This window comes from Paenibacillus sp. LS1 (assembly GCF_026013365.1).
In the GTDB taxonomy this organism is placed as follows: Bacteria; Bacillota; Bacilli; order Paenibacillales; family Paenibacillaceae; genus Paenibacillus.
The window spans coordinates 17,408-34,423 of sequence record NZ_JAPDOE010000011.1 but is presented as its reverse complement, the minus strand read 5'-3'; the positions used below and the strand labels follow the sequence as shown (position 1 = coordinate 34,423).

Sequence of the window (17,016 nt, the reverse complement as noted above, 5' to 3'; positions counted from 1 at the left end):
CCTGTGGCGGTTTCTTCTTGTTTCTATAGTCCAAAAACTGTCTTAACCCGTCAGCTCCCTGTTCTACTGAATCGGTTTGACCATATGATTATACTCATGTCCTGCGATGACAATCACATCGTCTTTGACATATCCCTGCCGTTCGTACAGCATTAGCGCACGGCCGTTGTCCCGTTCTACAATCAGGGATACTTGTGAGTGACCCAGTTCTCTGCCCTGCTCCTCAAAAGCAGCCATCAGTGCACGGCCGATGCCCTGCCCCTGATAAGCTTCACTTACCGAGAGAGTATCCAGATAATACTCACCAGGACGGGTTTCTTTGACCAAAGTATACTTCTCATCCTGATTTCGTCCAGGACGATTAAGAATCGGCTGATCAAGAAGATCTGCTTCACCGCCATCATAGGCTACTAGAATTCCTGCGATTAGCCCATCCTGCTCCATCACTGTTACATGACGATAGCTAATCCGGTTGTCTTCCTGCACATAGAACTCCTGCAAAATCTGCATCGCCTTCTCATGATCCGCCTCACCCGCAAGCGCATAGGCAATATCCCCTATCGCCTGATACAGTAACGGAATGACCCGATCTGCATCTTCTATGCGCGCAGGTCTGATCAGAGGAGATGTTTCTTGGTGATCTGATTGCATACTGGAATGATTCATCAGATTAACATGTTGAACAGATTGAGATTTTTGTTCAGCTCGGTATAGGCGATACCTTTGCGGTTCATACGTTCAATGAGTGGTTGGTAATCTTCCTTGTACATCAGCTCGATCCCCACCAAGGCAGGGCCATTTTCCTTATCATGCTTTTTCGTATATTCAAATCGCGTGATATCATCATTCTTCCCTAGAACTTCCTCCAGGAATTCACGTAAAGCTCCTGCACGCTGCGGGAAATTAACCATGAAATAATACTTCAGACCTTCATAGATCAGGGAACGTTCCTTGATCTCCTGCATCCGGTCGATATCGTTGTTCCCACCGCTAATAACGCAGACCACCGTCTTGCCCACAATTTGTTCACGATACTGCTCAAGCGCCGCAACAGCCAAGGAACCGGCAGGCTCGACAACGATCGCATTTTCATTATATAGCTCCAGAATGGTTGTGCAGGCTTTGCCTTCTGGCACTTTCACAATGTCATCCAGTGCACTGCTGCAGATCTCAAAGGTCAGATCACCAACCCGTTTCACCGCTGCGCCATCCACGAATTTATCAATATCATCCAGCGTAACAACCTGTTTACGGAACATCGCCTCACTCATGGAAGCTGCCCCAAGTGGCTCAACACCGATGATGCGTGTCTCCGGACTCACGGTCTTCATATAGGTTCCCACGCCAGCTGCCAACCCACCGCCACCAATCGTAACGAACACATAGTCGGCATTCTCATCGAGACTTTCCATGATTTCCATCGCTACCGTACCATTACCTGCAATAATCTTCGGTTGATCAAAAGGATGGATGAACGTCATGCCCTGTTCGTCACATGCACGCATCGCTTCTGCATAAGCATCGTCATACGTATCCCCGATCAGCACCACTTCAACGTTGCTGCCGCCAAAGCGTCGTACCTGCTTCACCTTCTGGTTCGGCGTTGTACTCGGCATGAAGATCTTGCCGTTAATTCCGAGCGCATTACAGCTAAATGCGACACCCTGAGCATGGTTGCCCGCACTTGCACAGACAATACCCTTCTCCATCTCGGCTGGTGTCAGACTGCGAATCATATTATAGGCACCCCGAATTTTGAACGAGCGCACCACTTGAAGGTCTTCCCTTTTTAGATACACATTACAGTTATATTTGGCCGACAATACAGCATCCCGCTGTAACGGCGTTCTTACAATGACCTCACGCAGCACATGATGTGCGCGCACGATATCTTCCATGCCAACACTGGCACGACCGGGACTTGTGGTTCCCGTTGGTTCTTGTTCAACTGGTTTCATATTGTCTCCACACTCCGCTTTTATGGTCTAGCAATGTCGCGCACTGCTTTTCTTTGTATTGTATCACTTTTGATCTGTTCTTGCGCCTGAGCTCACATCATTTATCATTCGTATAATTTCATCAATAATAACCTGTGGGTCTGTAAACATAACCATATGACCGGATTGATCTGCCCCAATCCATCTCGCATTGGACAGCTGGCTCACCGTCTGGCGATGCGCCGTGATGAGGGCCGGCCTGATTTTCCCCTCCCCTTTGCTCGGTTTCGTACCCGAGATCACACTGACTTCCAGATCACCCAGAGCCGGAGGATGTTCTAGCAGCCCTGCCATGTCATCCAGAAATGTTTTGCCTTCCGCAAGCATCGTGCTGGCTGCCCGTACAGTGAAATCTTCCTTGACGTGATCCGCTGACACATCGTCAGGCTGAATGCTTCCAGCTTTGCTGCCGAGCAACTTATATAAGCCCGTACGCGCCATGATTGGAATGAGGAAACCGTTAAGGGCAAAACTCTTTTTAGTAAGCTTGGAAAAATACATTTCGCAATGCTCGTCTGATGGATCTACCAGAATAATGCCACGTAATCGAGATAGATGTGCAGCTGCCGCAGCCCGTACAATCGGACCTCCCCAGCTGTGTCCAACCAGAATGAATGGGCCTGACCCCAAAGCTGTCAGCAGTTCCCCAAAATCTCCTGCGATGCGTTCAAGGCTGCGGGGAGCCGAGTCAACATCACTTCGTCCCGCCCCTGCCCTATCATACACGACTGCACGTGCATGCTCAGCAATGGCTGGTGCTACCAGTCCCCAGTTGGATCTGGAAGCACCCATACCGGATTCAAATACAACCGTCAGTTCCCCTGTTCCCCTAGACATATAATGTAGTTTGCGACCATCGCGGGTCTGAACAAACGCACTTGAACCAAACGTATGAGAGCTAGGGTTAGGATTCATATTCCCCTCCTGATTACAAGCATAGTCATCTTTCACCGAATCTAATTGAAAATGATTATCAATTACTTCATTATAGAATAATCCATGCTATACGACAACCATATTGCTTCATCAAGTTACAGCAGTCCTGTCACCGCTGTCACGTTGCAAGGATCCTCCCTATCCCACCGTTTCTTTAACCCTCCTTTTTCCTTATGCAAAAAGAAAACCCGATCCATGATCGGATCGGGTAACTGTCCCAGCCACTATGCGGCTGGCCATCACATACACCTTCTTGTTGCTTCGTGCGCAGTTCCTGCACGGATTGCACAATCGTTAAATCCAAGGATGGACAAATCTCGGTTTAAGGGTACCGACCCTTATCCTCGAATACCATGGTCCTTTTTGTTCAGCTGCTCCAGAAGCTCATTCATCGCTTCTTCCGTCATGGCCCCACCGCTAAACGCAACAAGTGCACGCAGCGGCATATATTTCATCATCGCATCCATCATATCCGCGTGATCACCACCATCAGCACCGCCGAACCCACTGGCTTCCTGGAATTGCTGCAATGCCTGTTCCAGCAGCTGTTTATGGGCCGGATCACGCTGGATATCACCCAATGTACTATTACGCGTATAGGTTGGAAGGAATGTCGCTGTAGACTCTACATTCACACTTGTGTGCACATGAATGTCCCGTGAGGAACTGCCTACCTGAATCTCGAACTTTCCGGTCTCCACGTGCCAGTCCTTCATATCTACGTTGTAATAGGCAAATGAACGCTTGTTTAGTGTAAAGCTCACCACTTCGGATTTTCCAGGTTCCAGAGCCACCTTGGCAAAAGCTTTCAGTTCTTTGACCGGACGGATAACTGTGCTCTCTACGTCGCTGACATACAACTGTACAATCTCCTTGCCCGCTCTGTCACCGGTATTGGTGACCCTAACTTGCACATTCACCTCATCCTGATCCGTCAGTTCTGTGCGATCTACCTTCAGGTCAGCATATTCAAATGTCGTGTAACTCAGTCCATAGCCAAAGGGGAACAGTGGCTCCAGCTCTTTTTTATCATAATAGCGATAACCAACAAAGATGCCTTCCCGGTAATCGACACGGTCTCCTTCGCCCGGGAAATTCAGATAAGATGGATTATGGCTGAGCTTGGCAGGGAATGTCTCTGCCAGTTTACCGGATGGATTCACCTCTCCATACAACAGATCAGCTATCGCTCCACCAACGGCCTGTCCACCAAGATAGGCTTCAAGCACCGCTTGTACTTGGGGCAGCCAAGGCATCTCCACTGGAGATCCGTTGCTTAGAACTACGACCACACGTGATTGAACCTTCGCAATCTCTTCGATCAACCGAATATGATTGTCAGGCAGACGCAGATGCGCACGATCATACCCTTCGGATTCATAACGATCCGGCAATCCAACGAACACCACGGCGGTATCCGCTGACTGTGCGGCCTGAACAGCCTCATGCATTAACGTTTCATCCACATCATCCGCTTCAATCCGATAACCCGGAGCATAGGAGAAGGTTACACCTTCGCCAGCCACCTGTGTCATTTCTTCCACAATATCATCCACTTTGGTCGGATTAATGTGGGAACTGCCGCCGCCCTGGAAGCGGGGTTTACGCGCAAATGCTCCGATTAACGCCACTTCGCCTTCACGGCCCAGCGGCAGGAGACCTTCTTCATTTTTCAACAAAACCATACTCTCGGCTGCTACCTTGCGCGCAAGTTGGTGATGCTCATCCTTGTTATATGTAGCCCCTTCTTGCTTTTGATCAACGGCATTGAAGATCAGCTTAAGCAGACGCTCCACTGCTCGATCCAGCTTGTCCAGCGGCAGTTGTCCGCTCTCTACGGCATCAATCACTTTACGCTCACCGATTCCACCGCTTGTTGGCATCTCCAGTTCCAGTCCTGCTGCAAGGGCGTCTGCACGTTCATTGACCGCACCCCAGTCTGATACCACAAGACCTTCGTGACCCCATTCGTCTTTCAGGATATCCGTAAGCAACCATTCATTCTCACCTGCATACGTACCGTTCACCTTGTTGTAGGAACACATCACCGTCCACGGCTGTCCATCCTTCACCGCACCTTCGAAGCTCGCCAGATAAATCTCGCGCAACGTCCGTTCATCTACCACCGCATCAATCGACATGCGCCGCTCTTCCTGATTATTGACTGCAAAGTGTTTGAGAGACGTACCCACACCCTGACTCTGCACACCTTGAATATGACCGGTAGCCATCTGCGTAGATAACAACGGATCTTCGGAAAAGTATTCAAAATTACGCCCGCCCAGCGGGGAACGTTTAATGTTCACACCCGGCCCAAGCAGTACCGCTACATCTTCGGCCTGACATTCCTCACCCAAAGCAACCCCTACCTGACGCGCCAGCTCCTTGTCCCATGAACTAGCCAATCCTGCCGCAGATGGGAAACAGGTTGCAGGCACGCTCGACGTTAGACCCAGATGATCTGCACTCCCATCCTGCTTGCGTAGCCCATGAGGTCCGTCCGTCACCATGATGGATGGAATGCCAAGACGCTCCACCCCTTTCAGATGCCAAAAGTCCAGTCCCGAGCACATACCCGCTTTTTCTTCCAGTGTCATCCGCTGTACCAGTTCTTTGATGTTACGTTCCACATTAACCCCTCCAGTTCATGATGTTGATGCATAGCTATATCACTAAGCATACAAGGTTATCTACCACACATTCAAATGTTTACCCGGTTAGTAACGGTTACATAACACCAGTCGTTTAGATTGTAGGACTATATTACTGACAACTCACATATCTAATACTTTTAGACTATTAAAATCATTGTCATACCATGCCAGAAGTAATATAATTACAATGAAATCATATATTTACTTTAGGAGGAAGAAATTGTGAATAAAAAGTTAATTATTGCGTTATCTAGCTTTACACTTCTTGGAGGTATGGCTATCGGCGCGGGAGCTGCACCGATCTTGGAGAAAATCACGGCGAATCTGAACTGGGGAATCAATTACAACATTTCAGGTAAAGCATGGAGCCCGGTAGATCAAAATGGTAAGAAATTAGCTGCAATTACATATAACAATACGACATACCTACCTGTTCGTTCAGTAGGCGAAGCACTTGGCGTAGCGGTAGATTATAACGGCAGTAGCCAAACTCTTACGCTTGGTGAGAAATCAGATACAACACCTATTACATCTGAAAAAATTGTAACTGATTATAGTTCCTATGTAACGAAAGATAAGCAATTTACTGTTCAACAAGAAAAAGATTATATCTCTGGAGTTATTATGAAGCAAATTAATAGTGCTGATAAAGAATTCAATATACATACAGAAGGAAAATATCAAAAACTTGAAGTTTCAGTATTCCCAGTTGATGTAAAGACAGATATTAGTGTTAGAATTTTAGATGGTGATGTGCTGCTTAAAGAAATCATTTTCGGTTCCTCCGATAAAATTCAAACTGCTTCATTTGATATTGGAGCAGCCAAAAAGCTGACTATTGAAGCTGATACTCTGAAAGTTACTGGTACAGATAGTTCCATTTTTCTTACTGGGGACCTAAAGTAATTTAATACTTTGAAAACAACGTCACTCATTTAAGTGACGTTGTTTTATGATTAAGACATTAAAATAATTTAACATGTACGTAGTCATGTCTTACAAACCCGTATTACGCCTGTGTCTTATACCAAGATGCCGCGGCTTCTGCCTCGGTGCGAGTCAACTGATGACCCTGACGCTCCCAATGCATGTTTACATCGGCACCTGCACCGCTGAGCAGCGAAGCAAGTTCCTCCGTTTCACGTCTGGGTACAATCGGATCGTTCTCGCCCGCACCAATGAACACAGGCAGACCTTTCAGATCCGGCAATTCCAGTCCGCGCAACGGTACCATCGGGTGATGCAGAATCGCACCTTTGAATACATCCGCTTGATGGAAGATAAGGCTTGCCGCAATGTTGGCACCGTTAGAATAGCCCAGTGCATACACATTGGATCGATCGAAACCGTATTCCACTGCAGCTGCATCTACAAAAGATCCCAACTCCGCTGTACGAGCAATCAGATCTTCTTCGTCAAAAACACCTTCGGCCAGGCGACGGAAGAACCGGGGCATCCCGTTCTCCGATACATTCCCCCGCACCCCAAGAATGCCCGCCCCTGGTGCGATCATCTCCGCCAGACCGATCAGATCGTTCTCGGTTCCTCCTGTACCGTGAAGCAACAAGATTGTTGGCGCATTCGGCTGAGCACCTGCTTTATAGATGTGTTTCATTGTATTGGTTGTGGTCATGATTTGGACTCCCCTTTCCATTCACGTACTTCAATTCGTGGCAACAATTGTTCAATCTGCTCACGCTGTGGCTCATACCATTCAGGCAACATCAGTTTCTCGCCCATGCTCTCTGCTGGTTCATCCCGTGCAAATCCCGGAGGATCCGTAGCCAATTCGAACAGTATGCCTCCCGGCTCCCGGAAATACACAGCGTTGAAGTATTGACGGTCAATGACTGGCGTTGGATGATATCCGGATTGTTCAAGATCCTGCTGAATTTGTTCATGCTCTACATAATCTTTTGCACGCCATGCAATATGGTGAACCGTTCCGGCTCCGCCAATCCCGCGTTGAATACCTGTAGACTGAATATCGATGATCTGACCGATATCGCCGCTTGCCTGAAGACGAAGGAGTCCGTCCTCTTCGCCAACCTGCTCCAGACCCAGTTTACTCACCAATACGTCCATGGTTTTCTCAGGAACATGACTGAACAATACGGCACCGCCGAATCCTTTGATGGCATGCTCTGGTGTTACACCGTTGAAAGACCATTTGCTTGGCTGACCACCTTCGCGCTCAACCAGTTCAAGCAGCAGACCACCTTTGTCGAAGAAACGAATATATTGCTCACCGAATCTCGTTTTATTTTCATATGGAATATCGAAGGAAGCAAGACGTTCTTTCCAGAATGGCAGGCTGCCCACAGGAACCGCATATACGGTAACTCCAGTCTGACCTGAACCAATGACACCTCTTCTTGAATTCTGCTGTGGGAAAAAGGTGATAATTGTGCCCGGTGCACCCTGCTCGTTTCCGTAATACAAGTGATACACGTCTGGTGCATCAAAGTTAATAGTTTTTTTCACCAGTCTGAGCGCCAACACACCTGCGTAAAAATCAACGTTTTTCTGCGCATCGTCTACAAAAGCTGTAATATGATGAATTCCTGAAGTTCTGAACATACTCTCCACTCCCTTGGTTTTAGTAGTATCATAAGTTGATTTTGCTTCTTTTATTTATTTCGTTTTTATTATTTATCTTTAAATTAAGATTCTTTAAATTTATATTAATCCATTGGACTACATTATGCAAGCTTTTATTTCAAAATTAAGATTCCACAGCAAAAAAACAGGCCCCGATCACATCGGGAGCCTGCTCGTTACGATTACGTCGCTTCGCTAATCCTGTCTTAATTTTGTACCAATGCTTCTTACACCAATTTCATTCTTTTTGGTGGATTCACCAAATCTTTGTGCTCGTATTCATCCTTGATATCGCCCACAATCTCTTCAAGGATATCCTCCATTGTAACCATACCTACCGTAGCACCTGCTTCGTTTTTCACGGTTGCAATGTGTACACGGCTTTGCTGCATCTGAATCAACACGTCTTTGATTGGAGATTTCTCGGAGAAACTCGGCGTATTATGCACAAATGTCTCCATATTGAAGGCGCGGCCCGCAGCCACACTTGTCAGCATTTCTTTCGTATTAATAAAGCCAACAAAATGAGCCTGATCCCCATTTGCAATAACAGGGTATCTCGTGTATTCGTGTCGATTCAGCATCTCAATGATCTGATCAAGCGGCATTTCTTTATTCAGCGTAACGATTTTATCTCGTGGAATCATAATCTCCTGAAGCAGACGCTCATCAAAAGCAAAAATATTTTTGAGATAGTCCAGTTCCGTCTGGTTGATCTCGCCACTCTCATAGCTCTGTGCCATAATCAGCTTCAGCTCTTCTTCCGAGTGAACGGTATCATGCCCGGCAGGTTTTACACCAAATATGCCAAGCAACAGACGAGCAGCTCCATTCAATGCATAGATGAACGGATTCATGATTTTACCGAACCAGTACAGTGGTGGTGCCAGCAACAGCGTCATTCTCTCTGCAAACTGGATCGCCAGTGTTTTCGGTGCCAATTCACCGATAACCACGTGCAGGAACGTAATGATCGCCAGAGCAATACCGTAGGAAAGCACGGTAGACAACGCCGCCGGCACTTCCATGCGCTCAAACAGCGGGTGTAACATTTTCTCAACGGTAGGTTCACCCAAGGCTCCCAATACCAGCGCCGTGATGGTAATCCCCAATTGACATGCAGACAAATAATAATCCAGGTTGTGCGCCACTTTTTTGGCCAGTACTGCCTTTTTGTTGCCTTCCGAGATCAATTGATCGATTCGGGACATCCGTACTTTAAGAATTGCAAATTCAGCTCCAACGAAAAAGGCTGTCAGGCCGATAAATACGGCTACTAAAAATAAATTCAAGGCTATTATTCCGTCCAATGATTTCCCTCAACCTGAGGGATTCACCTCCATTAAAATTTAAAATAAGGTTGCACGAGTGACGTTCCGGTGACGGCTCGTTCTTCCGATCGCCATTGCCTCCAAATTTCCCTGATTGTTGTTTTCAAAGGTATAAAATTGGTTTGCAAACGCGAACGCTGCGCTTCTTCAGAATCGATTCCGTCCCCTACACAGTTACGTTGCCAAAACGCTTTAATTCTGAGGGCAGTAGCCAGATAGGCAATCAAACCCTAGATTACAGTCATGATCGAACCAACCAAGATCATGCCAGATCGCTAGTCGCTTCCTCAACCTGCGCGCCGTTTACCCGTTCCAGAAGAACTTGTTTGATGTGATAATTTTCGGTATCCACAACGGTCCAGACATAATCACCGTGTTCTACCGTGTCGCCTTTTTCCACACCTACGCCCTTCTGGTATTGAATCCATCCCGCAACGGTGTCCATCTCTTCATTACCTTCAAAGCTAAGCCCGAACTGCCGCTCCACTTCATCCAAAAGTACCCGGCCATTAATGAGATATTGATTCTCTCCGGTCTCCTGAATATCAGCCACCTCATCGGCATCGAATTCATCGCGAATCTCACCGACCAGTTCCTCCAGGATATCCTCCATCGTAATGATTCCCGAAGTACCGCCGTATTCATCCACAACTACGGCCATGTGTACACGTTCCTGCTGCATTTTAATCATTGCATCCTGGATAGATGTAACTTCGGACACGAATGGGATCTCGCGAACGAACTCGCTCAGTTGATACGATCTTGCGGCTACCATGTCAGGCAAAATCTTTTTCACATTCACGACGCCGATAATGCGGTCCTTGTCCCCATCCTCGATGACAGGGTAACGTGAATAGTTATGTTCATCCAATATAGGAATAATATCGTCATAGGTCATATCCTGATTTAATGTCACCAGTTCCGTACGTGGTACCATGATGTCTTTGGCATCACGTTCGTCGAACACAAATACATTTTCCAGATATGAAAGCTTGGTCTTGTTGTTCTCGTCACCTTCGTAGCTCTGGTTCATGATGATTTTGATTTCGTCTTCCGAGTAAGCTTGATCATGTTTGGCAGGCTTCACACCGAATCCTCGCAGAAGAACACGTGAGGTTCCATTAAGCGCCCAGATGAACGGATACATGATTTTACCAAACCAGTATAGCGATGGGGCAAGCATTAATGTCAGTTTTTCTGAAAATTGAATCGCCAGCGTTTTGGGTGCCATCTCACCAACAACCACGTGCAAGAACGTGACGAGGATAAAGGCGATCGCATAGGAAGCAATCGAGGAGATTGAAGGTGATACATTCAGGTAATCGAATACCGGATATAACAATCTCTCAACCGTCGGTTTTCCGAGCGCTCCCAGTCCTAGTGCAGTGACCGTAATACCGAGCTGACAGGCTGACAGATAATAATCCAGGTCCGAGACAACTTTTTTGGCTAGTACAGCCTTTTTATTGCCCTCGGCAACCAGTTGATCCACTCTTGATGTACGAATTTTGACTACAGCAAACTCTGATGCTACGAAAAATGCAGTCAATGCAATCAAGATAATAAGTAAAGCGATATTCAATATGGTAATTATGTCCAATGATTTCCCCGGTTCTCAGGGATTCACCTCCAGAGATAGTTACAGCGTGATCCGTTAACTAGGTTAACCATTCATCAACTGTTATTCTTTCAACACGACGTCTGCCTTATATAAAATCGATTTCAATGATATCTTTTGTATAAGTCTTACGTTTGACCTTGTAAAATTACAAAACAGGAATTCAAGATGAAGTCAATGACTTGCAGAAACTTCTTCATTCAAATCGGGTTACCCCTCATGCTGTCAATTGTTCCTCGCTTAACTCCACCTAGATTCGCCATTTGGACAATTTACAATATCGCCTACCCAATAGATATCCACCTCCCCTCGTACTCATTCCTGTTTCCGAAAAGTATACCATGTTTCCCGCTCAACCATCCAGTTGCACGTTATGGTTTGGAACAAGGTTACAGTATAATGTTCACAAATTAGTCTTTATGTATGTTAGTTACTTTATATAATATGTTTGGTATTACCTTATAATGTGATAATCTTCACATGTTTAGTATAGTCCAATTTATAAAAATACTACCCTTTAGTTTAGGGCGTTAAACATGCGTGATCATCTTGATCTACTCCTAGTTTGCGTCTTTCCCATGGCTTTCTCGTATGGACAAGTTCGGCCGTTTACACAAGATACATCTATATACGCAGTAAAGAGCCCGCAGGATGCAAATACCTTTCCGGTACACATCGTTACGGGCTCTTGTATTCATTCTATACCAGTGCTTTGGCAGCAATGTCTGTCCGCTGATGTTTACCATCAAATCGGATACGTTCCGCCTGTGCATAGGCTTTGTTTCTGGCTTCGGCAATATCCGCACCAAGGCCAACTACGCCCAGGATTCGTCCACCATTCGTAACCCAGTCTCCCACTTCACTACGCGCTGTACCTGCGTGAAATACCACGGCGTCATCTACTTGGTCCAGTCCTTCAATGACTACACCTTTGGCATAAGGCCCAGGATAACCTCCTGAAGCAAGCACTACACATACCGCGGCTTCATCGCTCCATTCAATCTCAATGTCCGCCAGTTTGCCATGAACAGTTGCCCAGAAGATATCAAACAAGTCGCTCTTCAGACGTGGCAAAACAACCTGTGTTTCCGGATCACCGAAACGTGCATTGAACTCAATGGTTTTGGGTTTGCCATCCGGCGATATCATCAGCCCGGCAAACAATACACCCTGGAACGGACGTCCCTCGGATACCATCGCTTTAGCCGTTGGTTTGATGATCGTCTCCACAGCTTCTTCAATAATCGATGCTGGGATATGTGGCAATGGTGAGTATGTACCCATACCGCCTGTGTTTGGCCCCTGATCATTGTCGAATACAGGCTTGTGATCCTGTGCTGCCGCCATCGGACGAACCGTCTCCCCATCGACAAAAGCCAGAATCGACATTTCCTGTCCTGCGAGGAATTCCTCGATGATGACTTTGGCTCCCGCTTCACCAAATACCTTCTCCACCATGATGTTGCGCAGAGCCTGATCAGCCTCATCACGGGAATAAGCTACTGTCACACCTTTGCCCGCTGCCAGTCCATCTGCCTTGATAACAACCGGAATTGCTTGTTCATTCAGGTATGCTTGAGCCTGTTCGTAACTATCGAATTTCTCATAGGCTGCGGTTGGAATATTGTATTTGTGCAGCAGATCCTTCATGAACGTTTTACTTCCTTCGATCTCTGCTGCATTGCGACGAGGTCCGAATACCGGAATACCTGTCGAATCAAATGCATCCACGATCCCATCCGCGAGCGGATCATCCGGACCAATAACCACTAAACCCACTTTAAGCTCTACAGCAAGAGCTCTTAGTTTATCGAATTCATTTACCGCAATGGCATGACACTCAGCCAACTGAGCAATGCCTGCATTTCCCGGTGCACAGTGAATCTTGTCTACCTTTGGACTCTTCGCCAGCGCCCAGATGATTGCATGTTCCCGGCCACCGCCGCCTACTACCAGAATATCCATTCGTTCTGTTCCCCTCCGTGCATAACTGAATTTGTTACGCTATTGCGTGTTGAAAAAACTAAAAAATAGGGGGTGTACCATAAGTCATTAACATGACAGGCGACACCCCTTATTAAACCTTTTTCGTTCTAGTGTTTGAAGTGACGAACGCCTGTGAAGACCATGGCAATTCCGTATTCATTTGCTACTTTGATGGATTCTTCGTCTTTGATCGAACCACCCGGTTGAATCACTGCTGTAATTCCGGCTTTTGCTGCCAGTTCCAGCGTATCACCCATTGGGAAGAATGCATCTGATGCCAGAATAGCACCTTTTGCTTGCTCGCCCGCTTGCTCAATCGCAATTTTGGCTGCACCTACACGATTCATCTGTCCAGCGCCCACACCTACGGTCATATCATTCGCAGCAAGTACAATCGCATTTGATTTCACGTGTTTAACTACTTTCCAGCCAAACAAGAGCTGTTTCAGTTCTTCTTCCGATGGCGCACGATCGGTTACCACGTTCAGCTCGCTCGCTTCAATGGAGTGAACATCGGACTGTTGCACGATCATACCGCCGTCGATGGACGTTACTACGAATTGGCTTTCCCGTTTACGAGCAGCATTCAACTCACCCGTTTTGAGCAAACGAATGTTTTTCTTCTTCGTCAGGATATCGAGAGCTTCTTGTGTAAAGTCAGGAGCAAGTACGATTTCCAGGAAAATCTCGCTCAATTTGCCTGCTGTATCGCTATCGATTATGCGGTTTGCTGCCACAATGCCACCAAAGATAGATGTTGGATCTGCAGCATATGCTTTGCTGTAAGCTTCATAGATACTTGCGCCAATACCCACGCCACATGGATTCATATGTTTAACCGCGACAACGGCCGGTTCTTCAAACTCTTTGACAATCTGCAATGCTGCGTTCGCATCATTGATGTTATTATAAGACAACTCTTTGCCATGCAATTGCTCTGCTGTTGTCAACGTATCTTGAGCAGCCAGCGGTTTGCGGTAGAATGCCGCCTGTTGGTGTGGATTTTCGCCGTAACGCAAATCCTGGAGTTTTTCGTAAGTAACCGTCAGACGCTCTGGCAACGGATCGCCATTTACGTTGGACAGGTAGTCGGAAATGAGTGCATCGTAAGCCGCCGTATGACGGAACACTTTTGCCGCAAGCCGTTTGCGAGTTTCGAGAGTGGTATCTCCATCGTTGCGCACTTCCTCCAGCACTTGGCTGTAATCAGATGCGTCTACAACGACACTGACAAAGGCATGGTTTTTGGCTGCCGAGCGAAGCATCGTTGGACCACCAATATCGATGTTCTCGATGGCATCTTCGTATGCCACGTCCGGTTTAGCAATAGTCTCTTGGAATGGATACAGGTTCACAACAACCAGATCGATATAGCCAAGACCGAGTTCTTCCATCTGGCGTGTGTGCTCTTCGTTATCACGTACAGCCAACAACCCACTATGAACTGCCGGATGCAATGTTTTGACACGCCCGTCCATGATTTCCGGAAATCCGGTCACATCCGAGATTCCGATGACAGGTACGCCTTCCTTCGACAATAGGCTGCTTGTACCTCCTGTCGAAATAATCTCCACACCCATTTGCGACAGCTCGCGGCAAAAGTCCACGATGCCCGTTTTATCCGATACGCTAACCAGCGCTCTTTTGATACTCACAATATGCTCCTCCTTTAATGTCCCATGGCTTCGCGTTTCATGACGAAACACAGCCGATTTATTTCCCGAGAAATATCACAAAATGCGTACCAATATTCGACTTCTGTTATATAAGTGGAACTAAGATGTTTACACGGGACACTCCGATGACAGAACAACCTTCTAATCGCTGTTATCCCCAGATTTTTTGATTCCCTTTTCTTAAAGGGAAAATCCGGTGATAAAGGCGAACGCTTTGCTTTTTCAGGTTTTTTCTGTCCTCTCCGTTAATGTGTAAAAAAATTTCAACTTATATCAAACCGTTTTCTGTACTGTGACTTGACGTCCGTCTAATTGAACCAGACCTTGAGCGAACCAAGATACCACTTCAGGGTAGAGCTGCTGCTCGGCAGCATGAATGGAACGGCTGATTGAATCAGAAGTATCTCCTGGCAAGATGGGAACGGGATGCTGGGCAATAATCGGTCCGGTATCCATGCCTCCGTCCACAAAATGCACGGTCACACCCGTAACTTTCACACCGTATTCGAGAGCCTGTCCAATCGCGTTTTTACCTGCAAATGCCGGTAGCAAGGACGGATGAATATTAATCAACCGCCCCGCGTAACGATCCACCACAACAGAAGTCAGCAATCTCATGTATCCCGCAAGAACGACCAAGTCGATCTTTTTGGATTCAAGCACTTCCACGATCTCTGCCTCATAGGCTTCACGTGAAGCATAATTTTTCGGAGTAAACAGGTGACAGTCCACGCCTGCGTCCTGTGCCCGCTGCACAACGCGTGCAGACGGTTTATCACATACGAGCAGATCTACGGATGCATCCAGCCCACCGTTTCGTACTGCATCGACCAATGACTGAAAGTTGGACCCTTCACCCGAGGCAAATACAGCTATGCGGTAGTTCGCCATTAAACATCCGCTCCCGTGAAGGTTACTCGCGCATCTCCTTCAGTAACACGGCCAATGATGTACGCTTCTTCACCAGATGCTTTCAGTTGTTGTAGCGCTTCCGTTGCATCTGCTTCATTAACGACCAGTACAAGCCCCACACCCATGTTAAATGTGGTGAACATGTCGCGGTTCGAGACAGCCCCCTTTTCCTGTAACAGGTTGAAGATCGGCAGGATCGGCCAAGAGCCGTAGTCAATATCCACATTCACGTTGCTCGGCAACATACGTGGGATATTCTCGATGAAACCGCCACCTGTAATGTGAGCCATGCCTTTTACTTTTACCTTTTCCAGCAAAGATAACAGAGGTTTAACATAAATCTTCGTAGGTTCCAGCAGGGAATCACCCAGCTTACCGCCAAGTTCCGCTACTTCATCATGCAGATCAAGTACCGCATCTTCCAACAAAAGTCTGCGTACCAGCGAGAATCCGTTACTATGCACACCGCTGGACGCAAGTCCAATCACTGTATCGCCAGGGGCGATGGTTGTACCATTGATGATCTTCGCTTTGTCCACGATGCCCACCGTGAATCCGGCAATATCGTATTCGCCTTCACTGTACATGCCCGGCATCTCCGCCGTTTCGCCACCGATCAGCGCACAGCCAGACTGATGACAACCTTCAGCGATGCCCGAAACAATAGCTTCGATTTTCTCAGGAATGACTTTGTCACATGCCAGATAGTCAAGGAAGAAGAGTGGTTCTGCACCCTGTACCACAATGTCATTCACACACATCGCTACCGCGTCGATTCCGATGGTATCGTGACGGTCCATGGCAAATGCAATTTTCAGCTTGGTGCCTACGCCGTCTGTACCGGATACAAGCACCGGCTCATCGTATTTATCTTTGTTCAAACCGAACAGGGCACCGAATCCACCCAGATCCGTCATCACTTCCGGACGGAAGGTACGCTTCACGTGTTTTTTCATCCGTTCAACCGCTTCATTACCTGCCGCGATATCGACGCCGGCCTTTTTATATGCTTCAGACAAGTGGAATCATCTCCTTTTTTTTCGCCCCACCTAAATCCTCCCGCCCGGGAGGACCCCATAGGACCTTGGCAGGCCCTCTGGACACCCGCCAAAAAAGCGGTGCAGAGGTGGCTGGTGTGATCTTGCTATGGTTGATTCGTGCGTGATACGCGGGATTGTTCGCCGATTCCGTTGGCTGCAACCCATGTGTCGGCGAACCCCGCTCAGCTACGCTGCGGGCAAGCCCGCTGGGCAGCTGCTTCGCTTGGCTGCCTAGCCCCTGTTGCTCCGCAAAGCGGGGCTTTAC

General features: G+C 47.4%; 13 protein-coding genes. 1 reads left to right on the top strand and 12 read right to left on the bottom strand.

All coding sequences use genetic code 11. The features are described 5' to 3' along the window. Positions 1 to 63: 63 nt before the first annotated feature. The 4 genes from OM416_RS25890 to OM416_RS25875 all read right to left on the bottom strand — a co-directional run bounded on the left by OM416_RS25890 (position 64) and on the right by OM416_RS25875 (position 5,563). A complete protein-coding gene (locus OM416_RS25890) occupies positions 64 to 651 on the bottom strand; it encodes a GNAT family N-acetyltransferase (protein ID WP_264934299.1) in 588 nt (195 codons plus the stop codon). A 14-nt stretch (positions 652 to 665) separates the two neighbouring features. Further along, positions 666 to 1,958 carry a threonine ammonia-lyase IlvA gene (ilvA, locus tag OM416_RS25885; RefSeq protein ID WP_062836221.1) on the bottom strand — a complete coding sequence of 431 codons (1,293 nt, stop codon included), beginning with the start codon at positions 1,956 to 1,958 and terminating at the stop codon, positions 666 to 668. A gap of 63 nt (positions 1,959 to 2,021) precedes the next feature. Continuing rightward, a complete protein-coding gene (locus OM416_RS25880; RefSeq protein ID WP_264934298.1) occupies positions 2,022 to 2,912 on the bottom strand; it encodes an alpha/beta fold hydrolase in 891 nt (296 codons plus the stop codon). A gap of 359 nt (positions 2,913 to 3,271) precedes the next feature. Then, a complete protein-coding gene (locus OM416_RS25875) occupies positions 3,272 to 5,563 on the bottom strand; it encodes a beta-glucosidase family protein (protein ID WP_264934297.1) in 2,292 nt (763 codons plus the stop codon). 246 nt (positions 5,564 to 5,809) lie between these two features. On the opposite strand from OM416_RS25875, the gene OM416_RS25870 reads away from it, so the two are divergent. After that, entirely contained in the window at positions 5,810 to 6,493 is a 684-nt protein-coding gene (locus OM416_RS25870; protein ID WP_264934296.1) for a copper amine oxidase N-terminal domain-containing protein, read from the top strand. Between the two features lie 103 nt (positions 6,494 to 6,596). On the opposite strand, the gene OM416_RS25865 is transcribed toward OM416_RS25870, so the two are convergent. The 8 genes from OM416_RS25865 to purM form a co-directional block, all read right to left on the bottom strand. Next, complete coding sequence (locus tag OM416_RS25865) at positions 6,597 to 7,202, bottom strand: alpha/beta hydrolase (RefSeq protein ID WP_264934492.1); 606 nt, start codon at positions 7,200 to 7,202, stop codon at positions 6,597 to 6,599. A gap of 14 nt (positions 7,203 to 7,216) precedes the next feature. Further along, a complete protein-coding gene (locus OM416_RS25860) occupies positions 7,217 to 8,167 on the bottom strand; it encodes a ring-cleaving dioxygenase (protein ID WP_062836218.1) in 951 nt (316 codons plus the stop codon). Between the two features lie 248 nt (positions 8,168 to 8,415). Then, positions 8,416 to 9,498 carry a hemolysin family protein gene (locus tag OM416_RS25855; RefSeq protein WP_264934295.1) on the bottom strand — a complete coding sequence of 361 codons (1,083 nt, stop codon included), beginning with the start codon at positions 9,496 to 9,498 and terminating at the stop codon, positions 8,416 to 8,418. Positions 9,499 to 9,781: 283 nt separating this feature from the next. Next, positions 9,782 to 11,119, bottom strand: coding sequence for a hemolysin family protein (locus OM416_RS25850; RefSeq protein ID WP_264934294.1), 1,338 nt, complete (start codon positions 11,117 to 11,119; stop codon positions 9,782 to 9,784). 717 nt (positions 11,120 to 11,836) lie between these two features. Beyond that, positions 11,837 to 13,102 (bottom strand): phosphoribosylamine--glycine ligase, encoded by a 1,266-nt coding sequence (purD, locus tag OM416_RS25845; RefSeq protein WP_264934293.1) that lies wholly within the window; start codon positions 13,100 to 13,102, stop codon positions 11,837 to 11,839. A gap of 128 nt (positions 13,103 to 13,230) precedes the next feature. Beyond that, positions 13,231 to 14,778, bottom strand: a complete 1,548-nt coding sequence (gene purH / locus OM416_RS25840; protein ID WP_091019800.1) for a bifunctional phosphoribosylaminoimidazolecarboxamide formyltransferase/IMP cyclohydrolase — start codon at positions 14,776 to 14,778, stop codon at positions 13,231 to 13,233. Between the two features lie 294 nt (positions 14,779 to 15,072). Continuing rightward, positions 15,073 to 15,690 (bottom strand): phosphoribosylglycinamide formyltransferase, encoded by a 618-nt coding sequence (gene purN / locus OM416_RS25835; RefSeq protein ID WP_264934292.1) that lies wholly within the window; start codon positions 15,688 to 15,690, stop codon positions 15,073 to 15,075. After that, the gene (purM, locus tag OM416_RS25830) at positions 15,690 to 16,730 is read right to left on the bottom strand and encodes a phosphoribosylformylglycinamidine cyclo-ligase (protein ID WP_264934291.1); all 1,041 of its coding nucleotides are present in this window, start codon (positions 16,728 to 16,730) and stop codon (positions 15,690 to 15,692) included. Before purM ends, purN begins: the two co-directional genes overlap by 1 nt. Between the last annotated feature and the right edge of the window lie 286 nt (positions 16,731 to 17,016).